Below are 18,399 nucleotides of genomic sequence, written 5' to 3' on the forward strand. Positions count from 1 at the left end.
CGCCATACTAAGCAGAAAATATACTGGAATCAACAAGGGAATGCGATGCGCAAGAATATATTGGTGATAGGGGGTACCCGCTACTTCGGCAAGCTGCTGGTGCAGCGTTTGCTCAACGCGGGTCACCAGGTGACGATTGCCACGCGCGGCATCACCGCCGACCCGTTCGGCGCGCGCATTTCCCGCATCCGGGTCGACCGCCGCAACGAACACGCCATGCGCGCCGCGTTTGCGCACCTTTCGGGCACTGACGGCTACGACATCGTCTACGACCAGATGTGCTACAGCCCTCTGGACGCCGCCATCGCCGTCAAGGTCTTCGCCGGCAAGGTGAAACGCTACATCGTCGCCTCCACCATCGACGTCTACCGCGACCTGCTCGGCCGCCAGGATGCGCCGTTCGCGGAAGACGACATCAATATGCTCGCCCAGCCGATCGACACGCGCTATCCCTGGCACGACCCGAAACTGGCCACCCAGAGCTACGTGACGGGCAAGCTGCAGGCCGAAGCCTATCTGTACCGCGACGGCTCGCTGCCCCTGGTGACGGTGCGCATCGGGCACGTGCTGGCGGGCGCCGAGGACTTTACCGGGCGCCTGGCCCATTACGTCGACCTGGTGCGCCAGCACGCGCCCCTGCGCTACGCCAATGCGGCCGCCGCCAGCTCCTTCATGAGCGCCCAGGGCACCAGCAATTTCCTGCTGTGGGCCGGCGCCCAGGATTTCCTGGGACCGGTCAACGCGGCCTGCGACGGCGGCTTGTCGGCGTTCGACCTGTACCAGCGCATCGGCATGCTGCTCGACGTGCCGGTGCGCGCGCTGCCGGCCAAGCCGCCGGTTGCCGCCGGCGAACTGAGTCCCTTCGACTATCCGGCCCCGTACATGATGGACACCGCCCGCGCGGCGCAGCTGGGCTACCGCTTCGGCCACAGCGACGACTGGCTCGATCACCTGATCCTGCAGCACGACCTGGCCTTCGTCTGAGCGGTCGGGGGGCCGCGAAAGCGATCGACTATAATTCGCCGGACAGGGCCGTCACTCTTGGCACGGCCCGCCCTGGCGGACATCGTTTTGACTACAGACACCTTTTTCCGGCGCTGGATGACGCGCAAATACATCATCCGCGCCGTGCTGCTGGCGCTTGCCGCCGGCCTGCTGATGGTACTTGGCTTGCTCGGCTACTTTTATGGCGTGATCGTGCCGCGCGTGCCGGCCATCGACGCGGTGACCGATTACCGCCCCAAGATCCCGCTGCGCATCTACACCGCCGACAATGTGCTGATCGGCGAATTCGGCGAAGAACACCGCGACTTCATCCCGATCGGGCAGGTGCCGCCGATGATGAAAAACGCCGTGCTGGCCATCGAAGACACGCGCTTCTACACGCACGGCGGCGTGGACTGGATCCGCGCGGCCGGGGCGGTGCGCGCCAACCTGCGCGGCGGCTTTCGCGAAGGGGCGTCGACCATCACCATGCAGGTGGCCCGTAACTTCTTCCTCACGCGCGACAAGGTCCTGGGACGCAAGGCCGACGAAATCGCCCTCGCCTTCAAGATCGAGAACGCGCTCAAGAAGGACAAGATTCTCGAACTGTATATGAACCAGATTTTCCTGGGACGGCGCTCGTACGGCTTTTCCAGCGCCGCCCAGGCGTATTTCGGCAAGCGCCTCGACCAGCTCTCGATCGCCGAAATGGCCATGCTGGCCGGCGTGCCGCGCGACCCGGTCGCCAACAACCCGGTCGTCAACCCGCGCAACGCCAAGCAGCGGCAGATGGTCGTACTCAGGCGCATGCGCGAGCTGGGCTACCTCAGCGACGCCCAGTACGCGAGCGCGAAAGAGGAGCCGATGCGGATCGCCGCCAAGCGCCAGGAATTCGACACCCACGCCGAATACGTGGCCGAACTGGCGCGCCAGGTGGTGTTCGAGCAGTACCGGGATGACGCCTACACGCGCGGCATCAGCGTCTACACCACCATCCTCAAGGCCGAACAGGACGCCGCCTACGACTCGCTGCGCCGCAACGTGCTGGCCTACGACCAGCGGCACGGCTACCGCGGCCCGGAATCGTTCATCGACATGCCCTCCGACCCGGAAGAACGGGCCGACGAAGTGCGCGAGGAGCTGCGCAAGCGCCCCGTCAGCGACGGCCTGCTGCCGACCGTGGTGACCGAGGTATCGGCCAAAATGGTCGCCGTCGAAACCATGGACGGCGAGCGCATCGAAATCACCGGCGCCGGTTTGCGCTTCGCCGCGCCCGCGCTGGCGGCCGGCGCCAAGGCCGCCATCAAGCTGCGCCCCGGCGCGGTGGTGCGCATCGCCCAGGACAAGAGCAAAGGCAAGGAGAAGGAGAAGGACGACAAACCATGGTCGATCGTCCAGCTGCCGCAGGTGGCGGCCGGCTTCGTGGCGATCGATTCGGCCACCGGGGCATACCACGCGCTGGTGGGCGGCTTCGATTACGGCCTGCACAAGTACAACCACGTCACCCAGGCCTGGCGCCAGCCCGGCTCCGCGATCAAGCCGTTTGTCTACTCGGCTTCCATCGAAAAGGGGTATTCGCCGGGCACCCGCATCCTCGATGAAGCGCTCGAGATGCCGAGCGGCGCCGGCGCCACCTGGACGCCGCAGAACGACGACGGCAAATTCGACGGCGACGTGTCCATGCGGCGCGCGCTGGTGCACTCGAAGAACGTGCCGTCGGTACGCCTGCTGCGCGCCATCGAGGTCGGCTACGGCCATGAATTCCTCGGCAAGTTCGGCTTCGACCTGACCCGCCACCCTAAAAACCTGACCATGGCGCTTGGCACCGGCGCGGTCACGCCGCTGCAGCTGGCGGGCGCGTATGCGGTGTTCGCCAATGGTGGCTTCGCGGTCAAGCCCTACCTGATCGCAAAAATCACGGACGGCAACGGCACTATCCTGCTTGAAACGCCGGTGCCCGCGGTCGGCGAGGAGAGCATGCGCGTGATCGACCAGCGCAACGCCTTCATGGTCGACAGCATGCTGCGCGACGTGACCCGTTCCGGCACCGCCGCCGGCGCCACCAGGCAGCTTGGCCGCAGCGACCTGGCCGGCAAGACCGGCACCACCAGCGACGCCTTCGACGGCTGGTTCGCCGGCTATGCCGGCAACGTGGTCGGCGTAGCCTGGATGGGGTACGACGAGCCGCGTTCGCTGGGCGGGCGCGAATTCGGCGCCACCCTGGCCATGCCGATCTGGATCGACTACATGCGCGCCGCGCTCGACAAGCGTCCCGTCAAGGAACGCGCCGTGCCCGAAGGCGTGATGCGCGAGGATGACGACTGGATCTATGCCGAATACGCGGGCAGCACCGAATTCAAGACCATCGACATGGACGCGCTGCCGGGCGAACCTGGCGAGCCTGGCGAACCGGCCGTGCCGGGCCAGGCGCCGGTTCCGGGCTTGCCCGCCGTGCCGCCGGTGCCGCCGCAGCCGGTGCACGGCGCGGAATCGCAGGCCGGCGGTTAGCCGATGGCCCGCCGGTTCCGCCATTGGCGGAACCGACGCAGTATTTGCATTTCGCTTCCGCGTTTGCGCTTTGCCAGCTATGATGAGACGCTTTTTTAGCCCCCCTTTCTCATACTGGAGCAGTCGATGGCGAACGTCGCCCTAGCCGGACCAAAAGAAATCACGATCAGGGGAGTCCTCCTCGGAATCGTCATCACCCTCGTCTTTACAGCCGCCCAGGTCTACCTGGGCCTGAAAGTCGGCCTCACCTTCGCCACCTCGATCCCGGCCGCCGTCATCTCGATGGCGCTCCTGAGCGCCTTCAAGGACGCCACCATCCAGGAAAACAACATCGTCCAGACCATCGCTTCGGCGGCGGGCACCCTGGCATCGGTGATCTTCGTGCTGCCAGGGCTGCTGATGATCGGCTGGTGGGCGCACGTGCCGTTCTGGCCGACCTTCGGCGCCTGCGCCATCGGCGGCGTGCTGGGCGTGATGTATACAGTACCGCTGCGGCGCGCGCTGGTGTCGCAGTCCGACCTGCCCTATCCCGAAGGCGTGGCCGCGGCCGAAGTGCTAAAGGTCGGCACCTCCTCGCGCAGCGGCGCGGCGGAAGGCAAACTCGGTCTGATGGCCGTCATCTGGGGCAGCGTGACCTCCGCGCTGTTCGCGGCCGCCGCCGGCGCCAAGCTGATGGCGGGCGAAGTAGCCGTCTATTTCAAAGCCGGTTCCGGCGCCACCGGCATCGGCGCCGCCAGTTCGCTCGCGCTTCTGGGCGCCGGCCACCTGATGGGCATCACCGTCGGCATCGCCATGCTGGTCGGCCTGATCATCGCCTGGGCCGTCCTGGTGCCTGTCTTGACGTCGATGGACCCGATGCCCGCCCTGTCGGCCGCCGACCACGCGCTCGGCGTATGGAGCAAACAGGTGCGCATCATCGGCGCCGGCACCATTGGCGCCGCCGCCATCGTTACCCTGGCGGGCCTGGGCAAGCCGGTGCTGGGCGGCCTCAAGTCGGCCCTCGAAACGGCGCGCAAGGCCAAGATGACCGGCGCCGAGATCCCGCGCGCCGACCAGGATCTGCCGATCTTCATCGTCGGCCTGGTCACCCTGCTGGCCATGGTGCCCGCCGGCTGGCTGCTGGCCAGCTTCCTGCAGGGCGGCGTTCTGTCGAGCCTCGCGCTGCCGCTGGTCGCGGTGGGCGTCGGCTACATCCTGGTGGCCGGCGTGTTCGCCGCCGCCGTGTGCGGCTATATGGCGGGCCTGATCGGTTCATCGAATTCGCCGGTGTCCGGCATCGCCATCCTCACCATCCTGGGGGCGTCGCTGAGCGTCGGTTTCGTCGGCAAACACATCATGGGCCCGGAAGTGGCGCATGCACTGGTCGCTTATGCGCTGTTCGTCACCACCGTGGTGCTGGCGGTGGCCGTTATCGGTAACGACAACCTGCAAGACCTGAAAACCGGCCAGCTGGTTGGCGCCACACCGTGGAAGCAGCAAGTCGGCCTGCTGATCGGCGTCGGTGCCGGTTCGGCGGTGGTGCCGCTGGTGCTCGAACTGCTGAACCGCGCCAATGGCTTTGCCGGCGCGCCGAACGTCGGCGTGATCTCGGACAATCCGCTGGCGGCCCCGCAGGCCACGCTGATTTCGACCCTGGCCAAGGGCGTCATCGGCAATAACCTCGAGTGGGACCTGGTCGGTTACGGTGCCTTGCTTGGCCTGCTGCTGGTGGTCGTCAATTTCGTCGTCAAGAAGGCCAGCGGCGATCGTTACAGCCTGCCGCCGCTCGGCGTGGGCCTGGCGATCTACCTGCCAAGCGCGGTGACCGCGCCGGTGGTGGTCGGCGCCGTCGCCGGCTGGCTGTTCGAACGCGCCGTGAGCAGCGCGACCTGGGGCGAAACGGCCAAGCGTATCGGTGTCCTGATCATGTCCGGCTTTATCGTCGGCGAGAGCCTGTTCAACGTCGGCCTGGCCGGCTTGATCGTCGCCTCGGGTGTGGGCGAACCGCTGGCCATCGCCAACGGCATGAGCGAAACGACGCACATGCTGATCGCCCTGGTGCTGGGCGGTGCGATTGTCAGCGGCCTGTATCGCTGGGCCGCGCGCAGCGCACAAAAAATCGCTGCCTGAGTACCCGGGCGCCTCCCCGGCGCCTGCTTCCCTCGCCCAGGATGCCGGCCGGCGTCCTGGCGAACCATGGATGAGCTCGTTCGATGCTACACTTATTGTCGTTCGAATACTATTCCACGCACGATGGCGCCATCCCGACTCAGTCTCCTTATTGCCGCGCCCATCGTGCTGGTGTCCGCCCTTGCGCTGGGCCTGGGCGTGGTGCTGCAAGCGACCCGCCTTGACGACACCACGCGCGCCATCGACGAATCGCGGCTGCGCTTCACCCTCGACGAATTGCGCACCCAGTTCGAGGCGCGCATGGCGCTCGGCCTGCCGCTCAACGCCCTGCCCGACGCCGCCGCGGTACTCGAACGCGAACTGCGGCGCGACCCCGACATCGTCTCCATCAGCGTGATCGACAACGCCGCCGCCAGCGTGTTTCGCGCGGGCGCCGCCGATGCAGGTGCTCCGGCGCTGCTCGGGCAGGCCGCCGCGCGCGACTGGCTGCTGCGCGAGCCGGGTTTCATCACCCTCGGCGCGCGCCTGTCGCAGCCGGGCGGCATCCCGGCCGGCACGCTGCTGCTGCGCCATGCCACGCACCGCCAGGCCGGCGCCATCGCGCTGGTGGCGCGCGAACTGACCCTGGCCACCGTGTGCGCGGTGCTGCTCACCACCTTCTGTTTCGTGTTCGGCGTGGACCTGCTGGTGCGGCGCATGGACGACACCCTGGCGCGCATGAACGCGGCGCTCGGCCTGCCCCCGTCCGGCGACGGCGCCGCGCCGCACGCCGCCGCGCTGGTGGGCGACGTCAACCTGGCGGCGGCCAACGCGCTGCACGACCTGGCGGCGGGGCGCGACACGCTGGCCCCGGCCCCCGAATGATGCACGTGCAGCGGCGCGACCGCGAACTGTACGCGCGCCCCACGCGCCGGCTGTGCGCCTTCGTGCTGGCCGTGATGCTGCTCACGCAAGTGGCGCTGGCCGCGTATGCCTGGTCGCTGTCGCACCAGCGCTTCCTGCCCGCGCTCGAACGCAAGGCCCAGACCATCGGCCAGGCGCTGGCGGGGCGGCTGGCGCGCGCCATCGACCAGGGCACGCCGCTGGCGCAGGCCGCGGGCAGCGGCGGCGCGTGGGAAGCCATCCTGGCGCGCCATAACGACATCGCCTACATCCTTCTCACCGATGCCAGCGGCAAGGTGCTGTACCGCGGCGGCAAGGGCGCCGAAGTGATCGCGCCGGAGAACTACCTGGACACCCGCGCCGACATCGTGCACCGCTACGTCCGCCATGGGCAGGTGCACGTGGGCGTGGAACGCGGTTACGTGCGAACGCAAATGTCGGCGCTGCGCTACGATCTGGCGGTGCTGCTGCTCGCCAGCCTGTGCATCGCGTTCGAGGCGCTGTGGTTCATCGTCACCCTGAATTTTTCGGCTCCCGTGCGCCAGGTAATCGCCGTCATGAGCCACATGGCCGCCGGCGACTTTCGCCACCGCGCCGCCGCCGGCCCGCCCGATGGTCTCGCAGCGCGCCTGAACCAGCTTCAAGCGCGCATCAACGACGGCTTTCGCGAGGTCGCCCGGCGCGCGGCGGCACCGGCGCAGCAAGCCGTCGGCGCCATTGTGCTGCGCCGCCTGCGCGCGCGTTATCGCTTCGACGAAGACGGCAGCGGCGGCCCGCTGGCGCGCCAGCGCATCGTCACCGTGCGCCTGCTCACCTTTTTGTGCGTATTTGCCGCGCTGCTGGTGCAGCCGGTGCTGGCGCCGCACGCGGGCGCCTCGCCCCTGCCGGTCAGCGCCTTCGTGCTGGCGCTGATATTCACGCTGGCCTGGACCGGACCCTGGTCGGACCGGGTTGGCCGCCGGCGCGGCTATATGACCGGGGCACTGGCAACGGCGGCGGCCCTGGCCTGCACCCCGCTTGCCCCCAATCTGGCGCTGCTGTTGCTGGCGCGCGCCGCCGGAGGAGTCGGCGTGGCGCTGATGCTCAGCGCCTGCCACGGCTACGTGCACGACAACGCCGACGCCAGCGGCAACGCGCGCGGACTGGCCCTGCTGGCCGGCGGCGCGGCGCTGGCGGCCTGCTGCGCCCCGGCTGCCGGCGCCGTGCTGGCCGACCATCTCGGTTACGCCGGCACTTGCTTCGCCGGCGCCGTGGTCGCGCTGGCCGGCGCCGCCCTGGCCGCAGCGGTGCTGGACCGGCGCAGCGCCCGCCCGCGCTTGCCCATACCCGTGCAGCGCCCGTCCCTGGCGGCGCCCGCCGTCGTGGCGGCAGCCTTCCTGTACTCCGGCGTTTTCATGTTCCTGATCCCTTTGACGACGGCGCAGCGGGACGACGCCGGCCTGCTCCCCCTCCTCGGCGGCTTGGCCGCGGCGCTGCTGGCGCTCCTGTTCGCGCGCATCCGCCCACTGGGCAGAGGCTTGAGCCTGCTGGCCGGCGTGGCCGCGGCGGCGGGTCCCGTCGCCGCCGCCCTGCTCGTGCGCGATCCCGGGCCGGCCGGCGCCATGCTGATGCTCGGCGCAGCCACCCTGGGCACGGCGCTACTGGCGGCGCTTGGCCTGGCCGCTGTGAACCGTCCACGCAACGCAGGCGCGCCGCTCGCGGTGCCCGAGCGCTTGCCCTAGCCCGGGCGGCCCTAGCCCGGGCGGCCCTGGCCCGGGCGGCCCTGGCACGGGTTTTTTGCCCTTACAGGCCGGACAAAGCGCACCCTGCGTGCTAGCATGGCAGATATGCGACCGCTGCCCACCATCGGCGCCGGTCCACCTTCAGGAGCCGCCTTGTATTTTTGGAAGCAACTTTCACCGTCCGCACCGCACCGGCTCGCCGCCGGTACGGCTTTTGGCATGACCGACACGGGCACCGTCCGTCCGTCGAACGAGGATAATTTCCTGATCGATGCCGCTCTCGGCCTGGTGGCCGTGGCCGACGGCATGGGCGGCCATGATTCGGGCGAGGTCGCCAGCGCCGACGCGCTCACCTCGCTGGCCCAGTTCCTGCACGCCAGCACCGATGCCGACAGCAAGGGGGTGGCGCCCAACTTCCGGCCCAGCCCGTTCGACCCCGGCGCCACCGATCTGGACGGCATCGCGAGCGAGGCGGCCCTGGCCGCCATGGTTACCGTGCACGACGCGGTCGAGTATGCCAACCAGCGCATGTACCAGACCAATCTGGCCAACCGGCGCGGCGATGGCGGCGGCATGGGCACCACCCTCACCGGCCTGTGGCAACCCGAACCGGGCGGCCCGCTGCTGGTGTTTCACGTTGGCGACAGCCGCCTGTACTGCTTCCGCGCCGGCCGCCTGACCCAGCTCACGCGCGACCAGACCATGTACCAGGAAGCCATCGAAGCGGGCGCAACCGGACACTTGCCGCCGCGCAATCTGCTGCTGCAAGCGCTCGGCCCTTCGTGCGACGTCCACCCCGACCTGCGGATCCAGGCGGTGGAAGCGGGCGATGTCTATCTGCTGTGCAGCGACGGCCTGTATGGCGCAACGTCCGACGAGCGCATCGCTGCCCTGCTGGCGGGTGCGAGCGCGGACCGGCTGGGCGACTGCTGCAAGGAACTGATCGCCACCGCCTTGCAGGACGGCAGCCGCGATAATGTGACGGTGGTGTTGTTACAGTGCGATTAACGGGCTGACAACGGTGCTGCGTACCAGTTAATACCGCATTCCGGTCACGTTTACATGGGCCCAAATCCAGGTTCGCGGCTCGGGATCGTCGACCTGAACCGACTTCACCGCATCCACTATCACTGTCGTGCCCTGTCCCGGTGCGCCAATGCTCTTCTCCATTGGTGGACCGAAAACGGTTATCAACGCCACAACAATTTGCGTATTGATCTTCGTGGACGGGGCGCGTGCCGATATCTTCGCGCTCGCATCGGTGACGCCGGACGGCAGGTCGACGATGAAGCCGATATACGGTGGATCAATCCGGATTCTTCAAGCGGAATGGTCTCGCCGTTCATCCGGAACTCCGTCACCTTCGCGCCTTCTTGGGCGAGCGGGGCGCAAAACCAGCCGAGGCCGCGGTCGTATTTGGAGGCGATCAGGGAATACAAGTATTCATCCATGTTTACCTTAGCTGAACTGGAGCCGTCATCGCCCTCGATAAATCATAATGCGCTCAGGAAATTCACGTACCCGCATCCCGCACGATTTTGATCGCGTTCAATCCTTGAGTTGGGTATTGTGGAAATGTAGTCCTGGTGCATACCTCATCCGGGCGGATGCGTCGGCGACCGCATGTGTGTTCAACACGCGCCACAAGACGAAATTCCACGCTGCCGGACGATTCCGGCCGATGTTTCTACTGAGTAATGAGGTAAAATCCCGGTGAGGGCCTTTGTGCAGGAAAAAAGAGATACGCGATGAAACGGTGGTTAGATCGATTGTTGGGCAGCGACAGCGAAGAAAGCAAGCCTGCGCCCGCCCCTGTCGCGCCCGCTCCAGTGCGTGTGCGCGCACCCGACCCCGTGCACGCGCAGCAGGTCGACGCGCTGTTCTACCGCTGGCTGGCCGGCATTACGCCGCACAGCGGCCCATCGAATGATGAAAAAGTCATTCTTGTCGATCTGGCCTACATGGGCCAGCTGCCGATGGACGAGATCACCCTCGCGCCCAGCATGCCCGCCCTGTTTCCGCAATTGCTGCGCAGCATGCGCGACAATACCGTTTCCGGCGCCGACCTGGCGCGCCAGCTGTCGCAGGACAAGGAACTGGTCGCCGAGATACTGCGCGAAGCAAACCGTCCCTGCCACCATCCCCACTACCACACCAACGACCCGGTCACCACGGTCGAACGGGCCACCATGCTGCTGGGGGTGAACGGCTTGCGCATGCTGATCGGACGCGCCTCGCTGCTGCCGATCATCATCAGCATGACGCCAGGGCCGTTTTCGCAATTGTCCACGCCGCTGCTGTGGCGTCAGTGCGAAAAATGCGCGCTGGCGGCCAGCGTGCTGGCGCCGGCGGTGCGCGCCAACCCGGTCGAAGCGTATTTCGCCGGGCTGCTGTACAACCTGGGCCTGATCGTTTCCTTCCGCCTGATGGACCAGGTCAATACCGAGCCCGCGCTGCCGCAATCGGAAGCGTTCATCATCGCCCTGCACGCGCAGGCGCGCGCCTTGTCGGTGCGGATCGCCGAAGCGTGGGGCTTTCCTGATACAGTGACGTCCGCCATCGAGCAGGCCGGCCAGCCGGACGGCACGCCGCTCTCGCAGGCGCTGGCGCTGGGCGACATGATCAGCCGCCTGCGCATGCTGGTCGACTCGGCCCACTTCGAGGCCGACGACCCGTTCGTGCTCGAAGGGCTGGACGCGGCCGGCCTGGCCTGTTTCGAGGAACTCCAGAATGAGGATGAGTGATGTCGTTCGAGATTGAGGGAAAGCTGGTGATCGGCGTGGCGTCGAGCGCCCTGTTCGACCTGACCGCCTCGCACCAGGTGTACCTGGACAGCGGAGCGGACGAATACCGCAGGTACCAGGAGCGCAATCTTGACGTCATTCTGGGCAAGGGCGTGGCGTTTCCCTTCATCCGCCGCTTCCTGGCCATCAACAAGGTATTCCCGCGCCACAATCCCGTGGAAGTGGTGCTCTTCTCGCGCAATTCGCCGGAAACGGGACTGCGCGTGATGCGTTCGATCGCCCATTACGGGCTCGATATTTCGCGCGCCGCCTTCATCACCGGCAAGTCGCCCTACACCTATCTGCCGGCGTTCAACGCGGCCCTGTTTTTAAGCGCGAACGAGGAAGACGTCAAGAGCGCCATCGCGGCCAATTATCCGGCCGGCCTGGTGCTGCCATCGAAAATCGTCGACGAGGATGACGACGTCGAACTGCGCGTGGCCTTCGATTTCGACGGCGTGATCGCCGACGACGAATCCGAGACCATCTTCAAGCGCAATAACGATCTCGACGAATTCCACGCGCACGAAACCAAACACATGGCCATTCCCCACCAGCCGGGGCCCCTGGCCGAGATGTTTCGCAAGCTGTCGCTGATGCAGCGGCTCGAAGAACGCGCACAGCGGCGCGACCCGGCCTACAAGAAGGTGCTGCGCATCGCCATCATCACCGCGCGCAACGCGCCATCGCACGAGCGCGTGGTGACCACGCTCAAAAGCTGGGGCGTATCGGCCAGCGAAACCTTCTTCCTGGGCGGGATGAACAAGACGCGCGTGCTGTCGATCTTCAAGCCGCATATTTTCTTCGACGACCAGCTGACGCACCTGACGTCCTCGCCCGGAGGGACGATCCCGATGGTGCATGTGCCGTTCGGGATTGCCAACCGCCGCCCGGCCTAGCCCGGATATTTCGTGAGTAGAGGTCGGCGATCCCGTGCCGCAGCGCGTTGTTACTGGTATCTGACGCCAATCACAACCGGGGACCGCCGATGCCAAATTGTACCAATGAACCGATCAAGTTGGGGAGGGTTGGACGGCGCGTCGTTGAGGCGTCATTCGACGGCGGCGACATCGTCAGCGACGGCGGGGTTCTGCTGCTGCGCCAAGTGGATCAGCGCATCGGCTTAAGCAAAGCGATTGCGCGCGTATTCGAGGATCGACGCCGTCGTGCCAGCGTTTCGCACAGCATGCGCGACTTGCTCGCGCAGCGCGTGTACGGCCTGTGCTGTGGCTGGGAGGACGTCTGTGACCACAATGTGCTGCGCCGCGACTTGGCCATGCAAACGGCAGTGGGCCGGGCCGATGACTTGGCCTCGGCGCCGACGCTGAGCCGGCTTGAAACGTCCTCCACGCGCGCGTAGGCGGCCGCCCTGCATGGCGTTCTGCTCGATCAGTTCATCGCCAGCAAAGCTAAGCGGCCCAAGGAACTGGTGCTCGACATCGATGCCACCCACATGCCGCTGCATGGAGAGCAAGAGAAGTCCCACTTCCACCGCTACTACGACAATTACTGTTACTTGCCGCTGTACGTCTTTTGTGGCCAGGATATCCTCGCCTGCGTCTTGCGGCCCAGCAGCCGCGATCCGGCCGGTATCCTCAGCGCATTAATCAAATTGATCTCCCGGCGCTTGCGCCAGGCTTGGCCACGCATCCGCATCATCGTGCGCGGCGATTCCGGGTTCTGCCGTCATCAAGCTCTGCGCCGCTTCGAGAAATGGGGGCTGCACTATATCGTCGGCTTGCAAAAGAACTCAGCGTTGCTGCAACGAGTAGAGTTGGCCGAACTGGCACTGGCCGAGATGTATCAGAAGGCCGGTTCCAAGCAGCGCATGATTGGAGAATTCACTTATGCGGCGGGGACGTGGGATCGGCAACGGCGCGTCATCGCGCGGCTGGAACACGATGCGCGCGGCGCCAACCCGCGTTTCATCGTCACCAACCTGACTGGGGGTCCCAAGGCACTGTACGAACGCGTGTATTGCGCCCGTGGCGAAGCAGAGAACCGTATCAAGGAGGCGCAGCTCGATTTGTTCGGACGCCGTGCGAGCTGCCATAAATTCCAGGCCAACCAACTGCGGCTGCTACTGGCAGCGTTCGCCTATACCCTGATGATCAATTTGCGCCGCCTGGCTTTGGTTGGCACGGAACTGGCACGCGCCTGCACGGCGACGATCCGCATCAAACTGCTCAAGATCGGCGCGGCCGTCGTGCGCAACACGCGGCGCGTGCGCGTCATGCTCGCATCCCAACATCCACTCAAGCACGTCTTCCTCACTGCCGCCCGCGCGCTGGCACCATAAGCCCGCCAAGTGCTGTCCCCGGCACGCTATAAAGCAACGGGGGTAGGGGGAGTTACGTCTGCAATCAGGCCGCGCGGCAGAACCGACACCAGGAAGCGAGCAATCAACATGCCGCAGCCATGTTCGGCGCACCCCGGCCCTCAGATTGGCAGACTCATGAAATATCCGGGCTAGGGCTCCCGCAGGTCGCCGGCAGGGCGCAGTCACCGTTACCCATATCCAGCTATAATTAGCCGTCCCGCTCACAGCCCGCAGCCCGCATGCCTTTCGATTTAAAGAAATCACTCCCGAAATCCGGTAACCGCTTCGCCCTTCCGACCCTGTACGGATCCTCGGACGCGTATGCGCTGGCGGTGGCGGCGCTCGAACTCAAATCGGCAAAGCAGATGCTGACCGTGATCGTGGCCAACGCCAGCGACGGCCAGCGCCTGCTCGATGAAATCCCCTGGTTCGCCGACGGCAAGCTGGCCTGCCACCTGCTGCCCGACTGGGAAACGCTGCCTTACGACGCCTTTTCGCCGCACCAGGACCTGGTCTCCGAACGCCTGGCGACCCTGCACGAAATCCAGAACGGCCAGTGCGATGTCCTGATCGTGCCGGCCACCACGGCCCTGGTGCGCCTGGCGCCGCCATCGTTCCTGGCCGCCTACACCTTCTTCTTCAAGCAGGGCGAAAAGCTCGACGAAACGCGCCTCAAGGCACAACTGACCCTGGCTGGCTACACCCACAATTCGCAGGTGATGTCGCCCGGCGAATACTCGGTGCGCGGGGGCCTGATCGACCTGTTCCCGATGGGTTCCGCCCTGCCCTACCGGCTCGACCTGTTCGGCGACGAAATCGAAACCATCCGCACCTTCGACGCCGACACCCAGCGTTCGCTCTACCCGGTGCGCGAAGTGCGCCTGCTGCCCGGGCGCGAATTCCCGATGGACGAAGCGGCCCGCACCACCTTCCGCAGCCGCTGGCGCGAACGCTTCGAGGGCGATCCATCGCGCTCGGTGGTGTACAAGGACGTCAGCAGCGGCATCGCCTCGGCCGGTATCGAATACTACCTGCCGCTGTTCTTCGAGCAGACCGCGACCCTGTTCGACTATTTGCCCGAAAAAGCCAGCCTGGCGCTGGTGGGCGACATCGACGGCGCCATCAAGCGCTTCTGGCTCGACACCGAATCGCGCTACCGCTTCCTCAAGGCCGACCGCGACCGCCCGATCCTGGCCCCCGATGAACTGTTCCTGAGCGACGAGAACTTCTTCACCCTGGCCAAATCGTACGGGCGCTGGGTCCTCACCAAGGACGCCGACCTGCAGGCATCCGAACTGTCGGCGCCGATTCCCAACATTGCGGTGAACCGCCGCATCGACGATCCGCTGACGAACCTGCGTTCCTACCTGCTGGAGAACGACAAGCGCGACAAGCGCGTGATGATCTGCGCCGAATCGAACGGCCGCCGCGAAACGCTGCAGCAGTACTTCAACGAATACAACCTGGCGCTGGTGCCGGTCGAGGGCTTCGCCGGCTTCGTGCAGTCCGACGCCAAGCTGGCGCTGGGCGTGGCGCCCCTGCAGGCCGGCTTCGAATTGTCGGAGCTTGGCACCGGCAACCTGATTTTCATCACCGAGACCGAGCTGTATGCGGGTTCGGGCCGGCGCGCCGGCAAGAAGAAGCAGGAAGGCGTGACCCAAGTCGAGTCGATGGTGCGCGACCTGTCGGAACTCAAGATCGGTGACCCGGTCGTGCACATCAACCACGGCATCGGGCGCTACATGGGCCTGACCAGCATGGACCTGGGCGAAGGCGAAACCGAATTTCTGCACCTCGAATACGCCAAGGACACCAAGCTGTATGTGCCGGTCTCGCAGCTGCATGTAATCTCGCGCTACTCGGGCGCCTCGCCCGAAGACGCGCCGCTGCACGCGTTGGGGTCGGGCCAGTGGGAAAAAGCCAAGCGCAAGGCTGCCGAACAGGTGCGCGACACCGCCGCCGAACTGCTTAACCTGTACGCGAGGCGCGCGCTGCGCCACGGCCACTCCTTCGAATACTCGGCGCACGACTACCAGAACTTCGCCGACAGCTTCGGTTTCGAGGAAACGCCCGACCAGGCCGAGGCCATCAACAACGTCATCAAGGATATGACCGCCGGCAAACCGATGGACCGCCTGGTGTGCGGCGACGTCGGCTTCGGCAAGACCGAGGTGGCGCTGCGCGCCGCCTTCATCGCCGTCATGGGCGGCAAGCAGGTTGCGATCCTGGCGCCGACCACCCTGCTGGCCGAACAGCATGCGCAAACCTTCGCCGACCGCTTCGCCGACTGGCCGGTGCGCATCGCCGAACTGTCGCGCTTCCGGACCGGCAAGGAAATCAACAACGCGATCAAGGGCATGGCCGACGGCACGCTCGATATCGTGATCGGTACCCACAAGCTGCTCTCGCCGGACGTGCAGTTCACCCGCCTTGGCCTGGTCATCATCGACGAAGAACACCGCTTCGGCGTGCGCCAGAAGGAAGCGCTCAAGGCCCTGCGCGCCGAAGTCGATGTGCTGACCCTCACCGCCACGCCGATTCCGCGCACGCTGGGCATGGCGCTGGAAGGCTTGCGCGACTTTTCGATCATCGCCACCGCGCCGCAAAAGCGCCTGGCGATCAAGACTTTTGTCCGCAGCGAAGACGGCTCGATCATCCGCGAAGCGTGTTTGCGCGAACTCAAACGCGGCGGCCAGATCTACTTCCTGCACAACGAAGTCGAGACCATCCAGAACCGCATGGCCATGCTCACCGAGCTGCTGCCGGAGGCGCGCATCGGCGTGGCCCACGGCCAGATGCACGAACGCGACCTGGAAAAGGTGATGCGGGACTTCGTGGCGCAGCGCTATAACATCTTGCTGTGCACGACCATTATCGAAACTGGCATCGACGTGCCGACCGCGAACACCATCATCATGCACCGCGCCGATAAATTCGGCCTCGCGCAGCTGCACCAGCTGCGCGGGCGGGTGGGCCGGTCGCACCACCAGGCCTATGCCTACCTGCTGGTCACCGATGTGAGCAGCCTGACCAAGCAGGCGCAGCGCAGGCTCGACGCCATCCAGCAGATGGAAGAACTGGGGTCCGGCTTTTTCCTGGCGATGCACGACCTGGAAATCCGCGGCGCCGGCGAGGTGCTGGGCGAGAACCAGTCCGGCGAAATGCTCGAAATCGGCTTCCAGCTGTATTCCGACATGCTTAACGAAGCGGTTCGTTCGCTCAAGGCCGGCAAGGAACCCGACCTGGCCGCGCCACTGGCCACCACCACCGAAATCAACCTGCACGTACCGGCGCTGCTGCCGGCCGACTTCTGCGGCGATGTGCACGAACGCCTGTCGATCTACAAGCGCCTGGCCAACTGCAGCGCGCAGGAAAAGATCGACGACATGCAGGAAGAGCTGATCGACCGCTTCGGCAAGCTGCCCGACCCGGTCAAGGCCCTGATCGAAACGCACCGCCTGCGCATCGCGGCCAAAACGGTCGGCATCATCAAGATCGATGCCCACGGCGAAGCGGCCAGCCTGCAGTTCATGGTCAACCCGCCGATCGACTCGATGCGCATCATCACGCTGATCCAGAAGAACCGCCACATCAAGCTGGCCGGCCAGGACAAGCTGAAAATCACCGCGAGCATGCCGGATCTCGCGGCGCGGGTCACGCAGGTCAAGCAAACGATTAAACAACTGTTAGCGTAAAACGAACATGACGACCATGAACCTGGTGCTGCAAGGCCCTGACACGACCATCGACACCCTGCGCCGCATCGCCGCACTGGCCAATCCGGCGCGCGTGAGGGAGCTGGGCCCGCGCGCCATCCGCTGCGAACGGATCGATTTTTCCGAGGTCCTCAAGCAGACCATCGAGGTGGCCGCCGGCGCGGCGCGCATCGACGCCACCTTCATCGCTCCCGGGCGCATGCTGGCCGACTTCCGGCTGGTGGCGATGGACATGGACTCGACCCTGATCACCATCGAATGCATCGACGAAATCGCCGACATGCAGGGGCTCAAACCCCAGGTGGCCGCCATTACGGAGGCGGCCATGCGCGGTGAACTGGAGTTTTCCGAAAGCTTGACGCGGCGCGTGGCGCTGCTCGCGGGCCTGGATGCCTCGGCGCTCGAACGCGTGTATGAGGAACGCCTCGCCATTTCCATGGGCGGCGAAGCGATGCTGGCGGCAGTGCGCGCGGCCGGCCTGCGCACGCTCCTGGTGTCGGGCGGCTTCACCTTCTTCACCGAACGCCTGAAAACGCGCCTGGGGCTCGATTACACGCATGCCAACGTGCTGGAAATCGTCGACGGCAAGCTGACCGGGCGCGTGCTGGGCGGGATCGTCGACGCCGAGGAAAAAAAACGCACGGTCGAACGCGTATGCGCCGACATCGGCATCGACACGTCGCAGGCAATCGTCATGGGCGACGGCGCCAACGACCTGCGCATGATGAGCATCGCCGGCCTGTCGGTGGCGTTCCGCGCAAAGCCCGTGGTGCGCGCCCAGGCCGACGTGGCGCTGACCTATACGGGCCTGGACGGCCTGCTCTCCATCCTCACGTAAAACCCTACAGGCTGCGCCCCATGCGGGTCAGCCGGATCACCTCCCCACCGGGCAGCGGCAACGCAATCGGCTCGATCGCCGCGAAGCCGTGCGCCCGGTACAGCGGCTCGCCCGGCATGGTCGATACCAGTTCGAGCGAGCGGAAACCCGCCTGCGCGGCTGCGTCGACGCAGTGCCGCAGCAGCATGCTGCCTAGCCCTTTGCGCGCCATCGCCGGGTCGACGAAGAACGCGCGGATGCGCGCCGGCTCGGTGGCCGGATCGAGCAGGCGGTCATTGCCATGCTTGGCGCCGTCGCCGCCGAAATCGGTGGCGCGCCGGCTCCAGCCGCCGCAGGCGACCACGGTGTTTCCATCTTCAATCGCGAAATACGTCCCGTCTTCCACCAGCGCGCTATCGACGCCGAACACCTCGCGCGTAACGGCCGCAGCTTCCTGCGGCGTGTAGAACCCTGCGGCCAGGCCAATTCCGGAACGCTCGATGAGCGCGTCGAGCTGCGGTTTTTCGGACAGGCGCGCCAGGCGGATGGTGAACATGCG

At 66.0% G+C, this 18,399-nt stretch carries 11 protein-coding genes and 1 pseudogene; 11 read left to right on the forward strand and 1 reads right to left on the reverse strand.

Annotation, left to right across the window (positions count from 1 at the left end):
- Positions 1–63: 63 nt before the first annotated feature.
- The 11 genes and pseudogenes from CR152_RS25355 (at position 64) to serB (ending at position 17,861) form a co-directional block, all read left to right on the forward strand.
- Complete coding sequence (locus CR152_RS25355) at positions 64–984, forward strand: Rossmann-fold NAD(P)-binding domain-containing protein (RefSeq protein WP_229413587.1); 921 nt, start codon at positions 64–66, stop codon at positions 982–984.
- 117 nt (positions 985–1,101) lie between these two features.
- Positions 1,102–3,492, forward strand: coding sequence for a penicillin-binding protein 1A (locus tag CR152_RS25360; protein WP_099879619.1), 2,391 nt, complete (start codon positions 1,102–1,104; stop codon positions 3,490–3,492).
- Between the two features lie 126 nt (positions 3,493–3,618).
- Positions 3,619–5,601 (forward strand): OPT family oligopeptide transporter, encoded by a 1,983-nt coding sequence (locus CR152_RS25365; protein WP_099879621.1) that lies wholly within the window; start codon positions 3,619–3,621, stop codon positions 5,599–5,601.
- A 123-nt stretch (positions 5,602–5,724) separates the two neighbouring features.
- Positions 5,725–6,465 (forward strand): hypothetical protein, encoded by a 741-nt coding sequence (locus CR152_RS25370; RefSeq protein ID WP_157778728.1) that lies wholly within the window; start codon positions 5,725–5,727, stop codon positions 6,463–6,465.
- Complete coding sequence (locus CR152_RS25375; protein ID WP_099879625.1) at positions 6,462–8,204, forward strand: MFS transporter; 1,743 nt, start codon at positions 6,462–6,464, stop codon at positions 8,202–8,204. The genes CR152_RS25370 and CR152_RS25375 overlap by 4 nt, the downstream gene beginning before the upstream one ends.
- Before the next feature lie 219 nt (positions 8,205–8,423).
- Positions 8,424–9,212: a PP2C family protein-serine/threonine phosphatase gene (locus tag CR152_RS25380; protein ID WP_208640204.1), complete on the forward strand. Its 789-nt coding sequence runs from the start codon at positions 8,424–8,426 to the stop codon at positions 9,210–9,212.
- A gap of 740 nt (positions 9,213–9,952) precedes the next feature.
- Positions 9,953–10,948: an HDOD domain-containing protein gene (locus CR152_RS25385; RefSeq protein ID WP_099879628.1), complete on the forward strand. Its 996-nt coding sequence runs from the start codon at positions 9,953–9,955 to the stop codon at positions 10,946–10,948.
- Positions 10,948–11,886 (forward strand): 5'-nucleotidase, encoded by a 939-nt coding sequence (locus CR152_RS25390; RefSeq protein ID WP_099879630.1) that lies wholly within the window; start codon positions 10,948–10,950, stop codon positions 11,884–11,886. The genes CR152_RS25385 and CR152_RS25390 overlap by 1 nt, the downstream gene beginning before the upstream one ends.
- Positions 11,887–11,975: 89 nt before the next feature.
- Positions 11,976–13,286: pseudogene (locus CR152_RS25395) on the forward strand (IS1380 family transposase).
- A 260-nt stretch (positions 13,287–13,546) separates the two neighbouring features.
- Complete coding sequence (gene mfd / locus CR152_RS25400; protein ID WP_099879632.1) at positions 13,547–17,002, forward strand: transcription-repair coupling factor; 3,456 nt, start codon at positions 13,547–13,549, stop codon at positions 17,000–17,002.
- 16 nt (positions 17,003–17,018) lie between these two features.
- Positions 17,019–17,861 carry a phosphoserine phosphatase SerB gene (serB, locus tag CR152_RS25405; RefSeq protein ID WP_099882767.1) on the forward strand — a complete coding sequence of 281 codons (843 nt, stop codon included), beginning with the start codon at positions 17,019–17,021 and terminating at the stop codon, positions 17,859–17,861.
- A gap of 4 nt (positions 17,862–17,865) precedes the next feature.
- On the opposite strand, the gene CR152_RS25410 is transcribed toward serB, so the two are convergent.
- Positions 17,866–18,396, reverse strand: a complete 531-nt coding sequence (locus CR152_RS25410) for a GNAT family N-acetyltransferase (protein ID WP_099879634.1) — start codon at positions 18,394–18,396, stop codon at positions 17,866–17,868.
- Between the last annotated feature and the right edge of the window lie 3 nt (positions 18,397–18,399).

The sequence above is a fragment of the Massilia violaceinigra genome, assembly GCF_002752675.1.
GTDB lineage: Bacteria > Pseudomonadota > Gammaproteobacteria > Burkholderiales > Burkholderiaceae_D > Telluria_A > Telluria_A violaceinigra.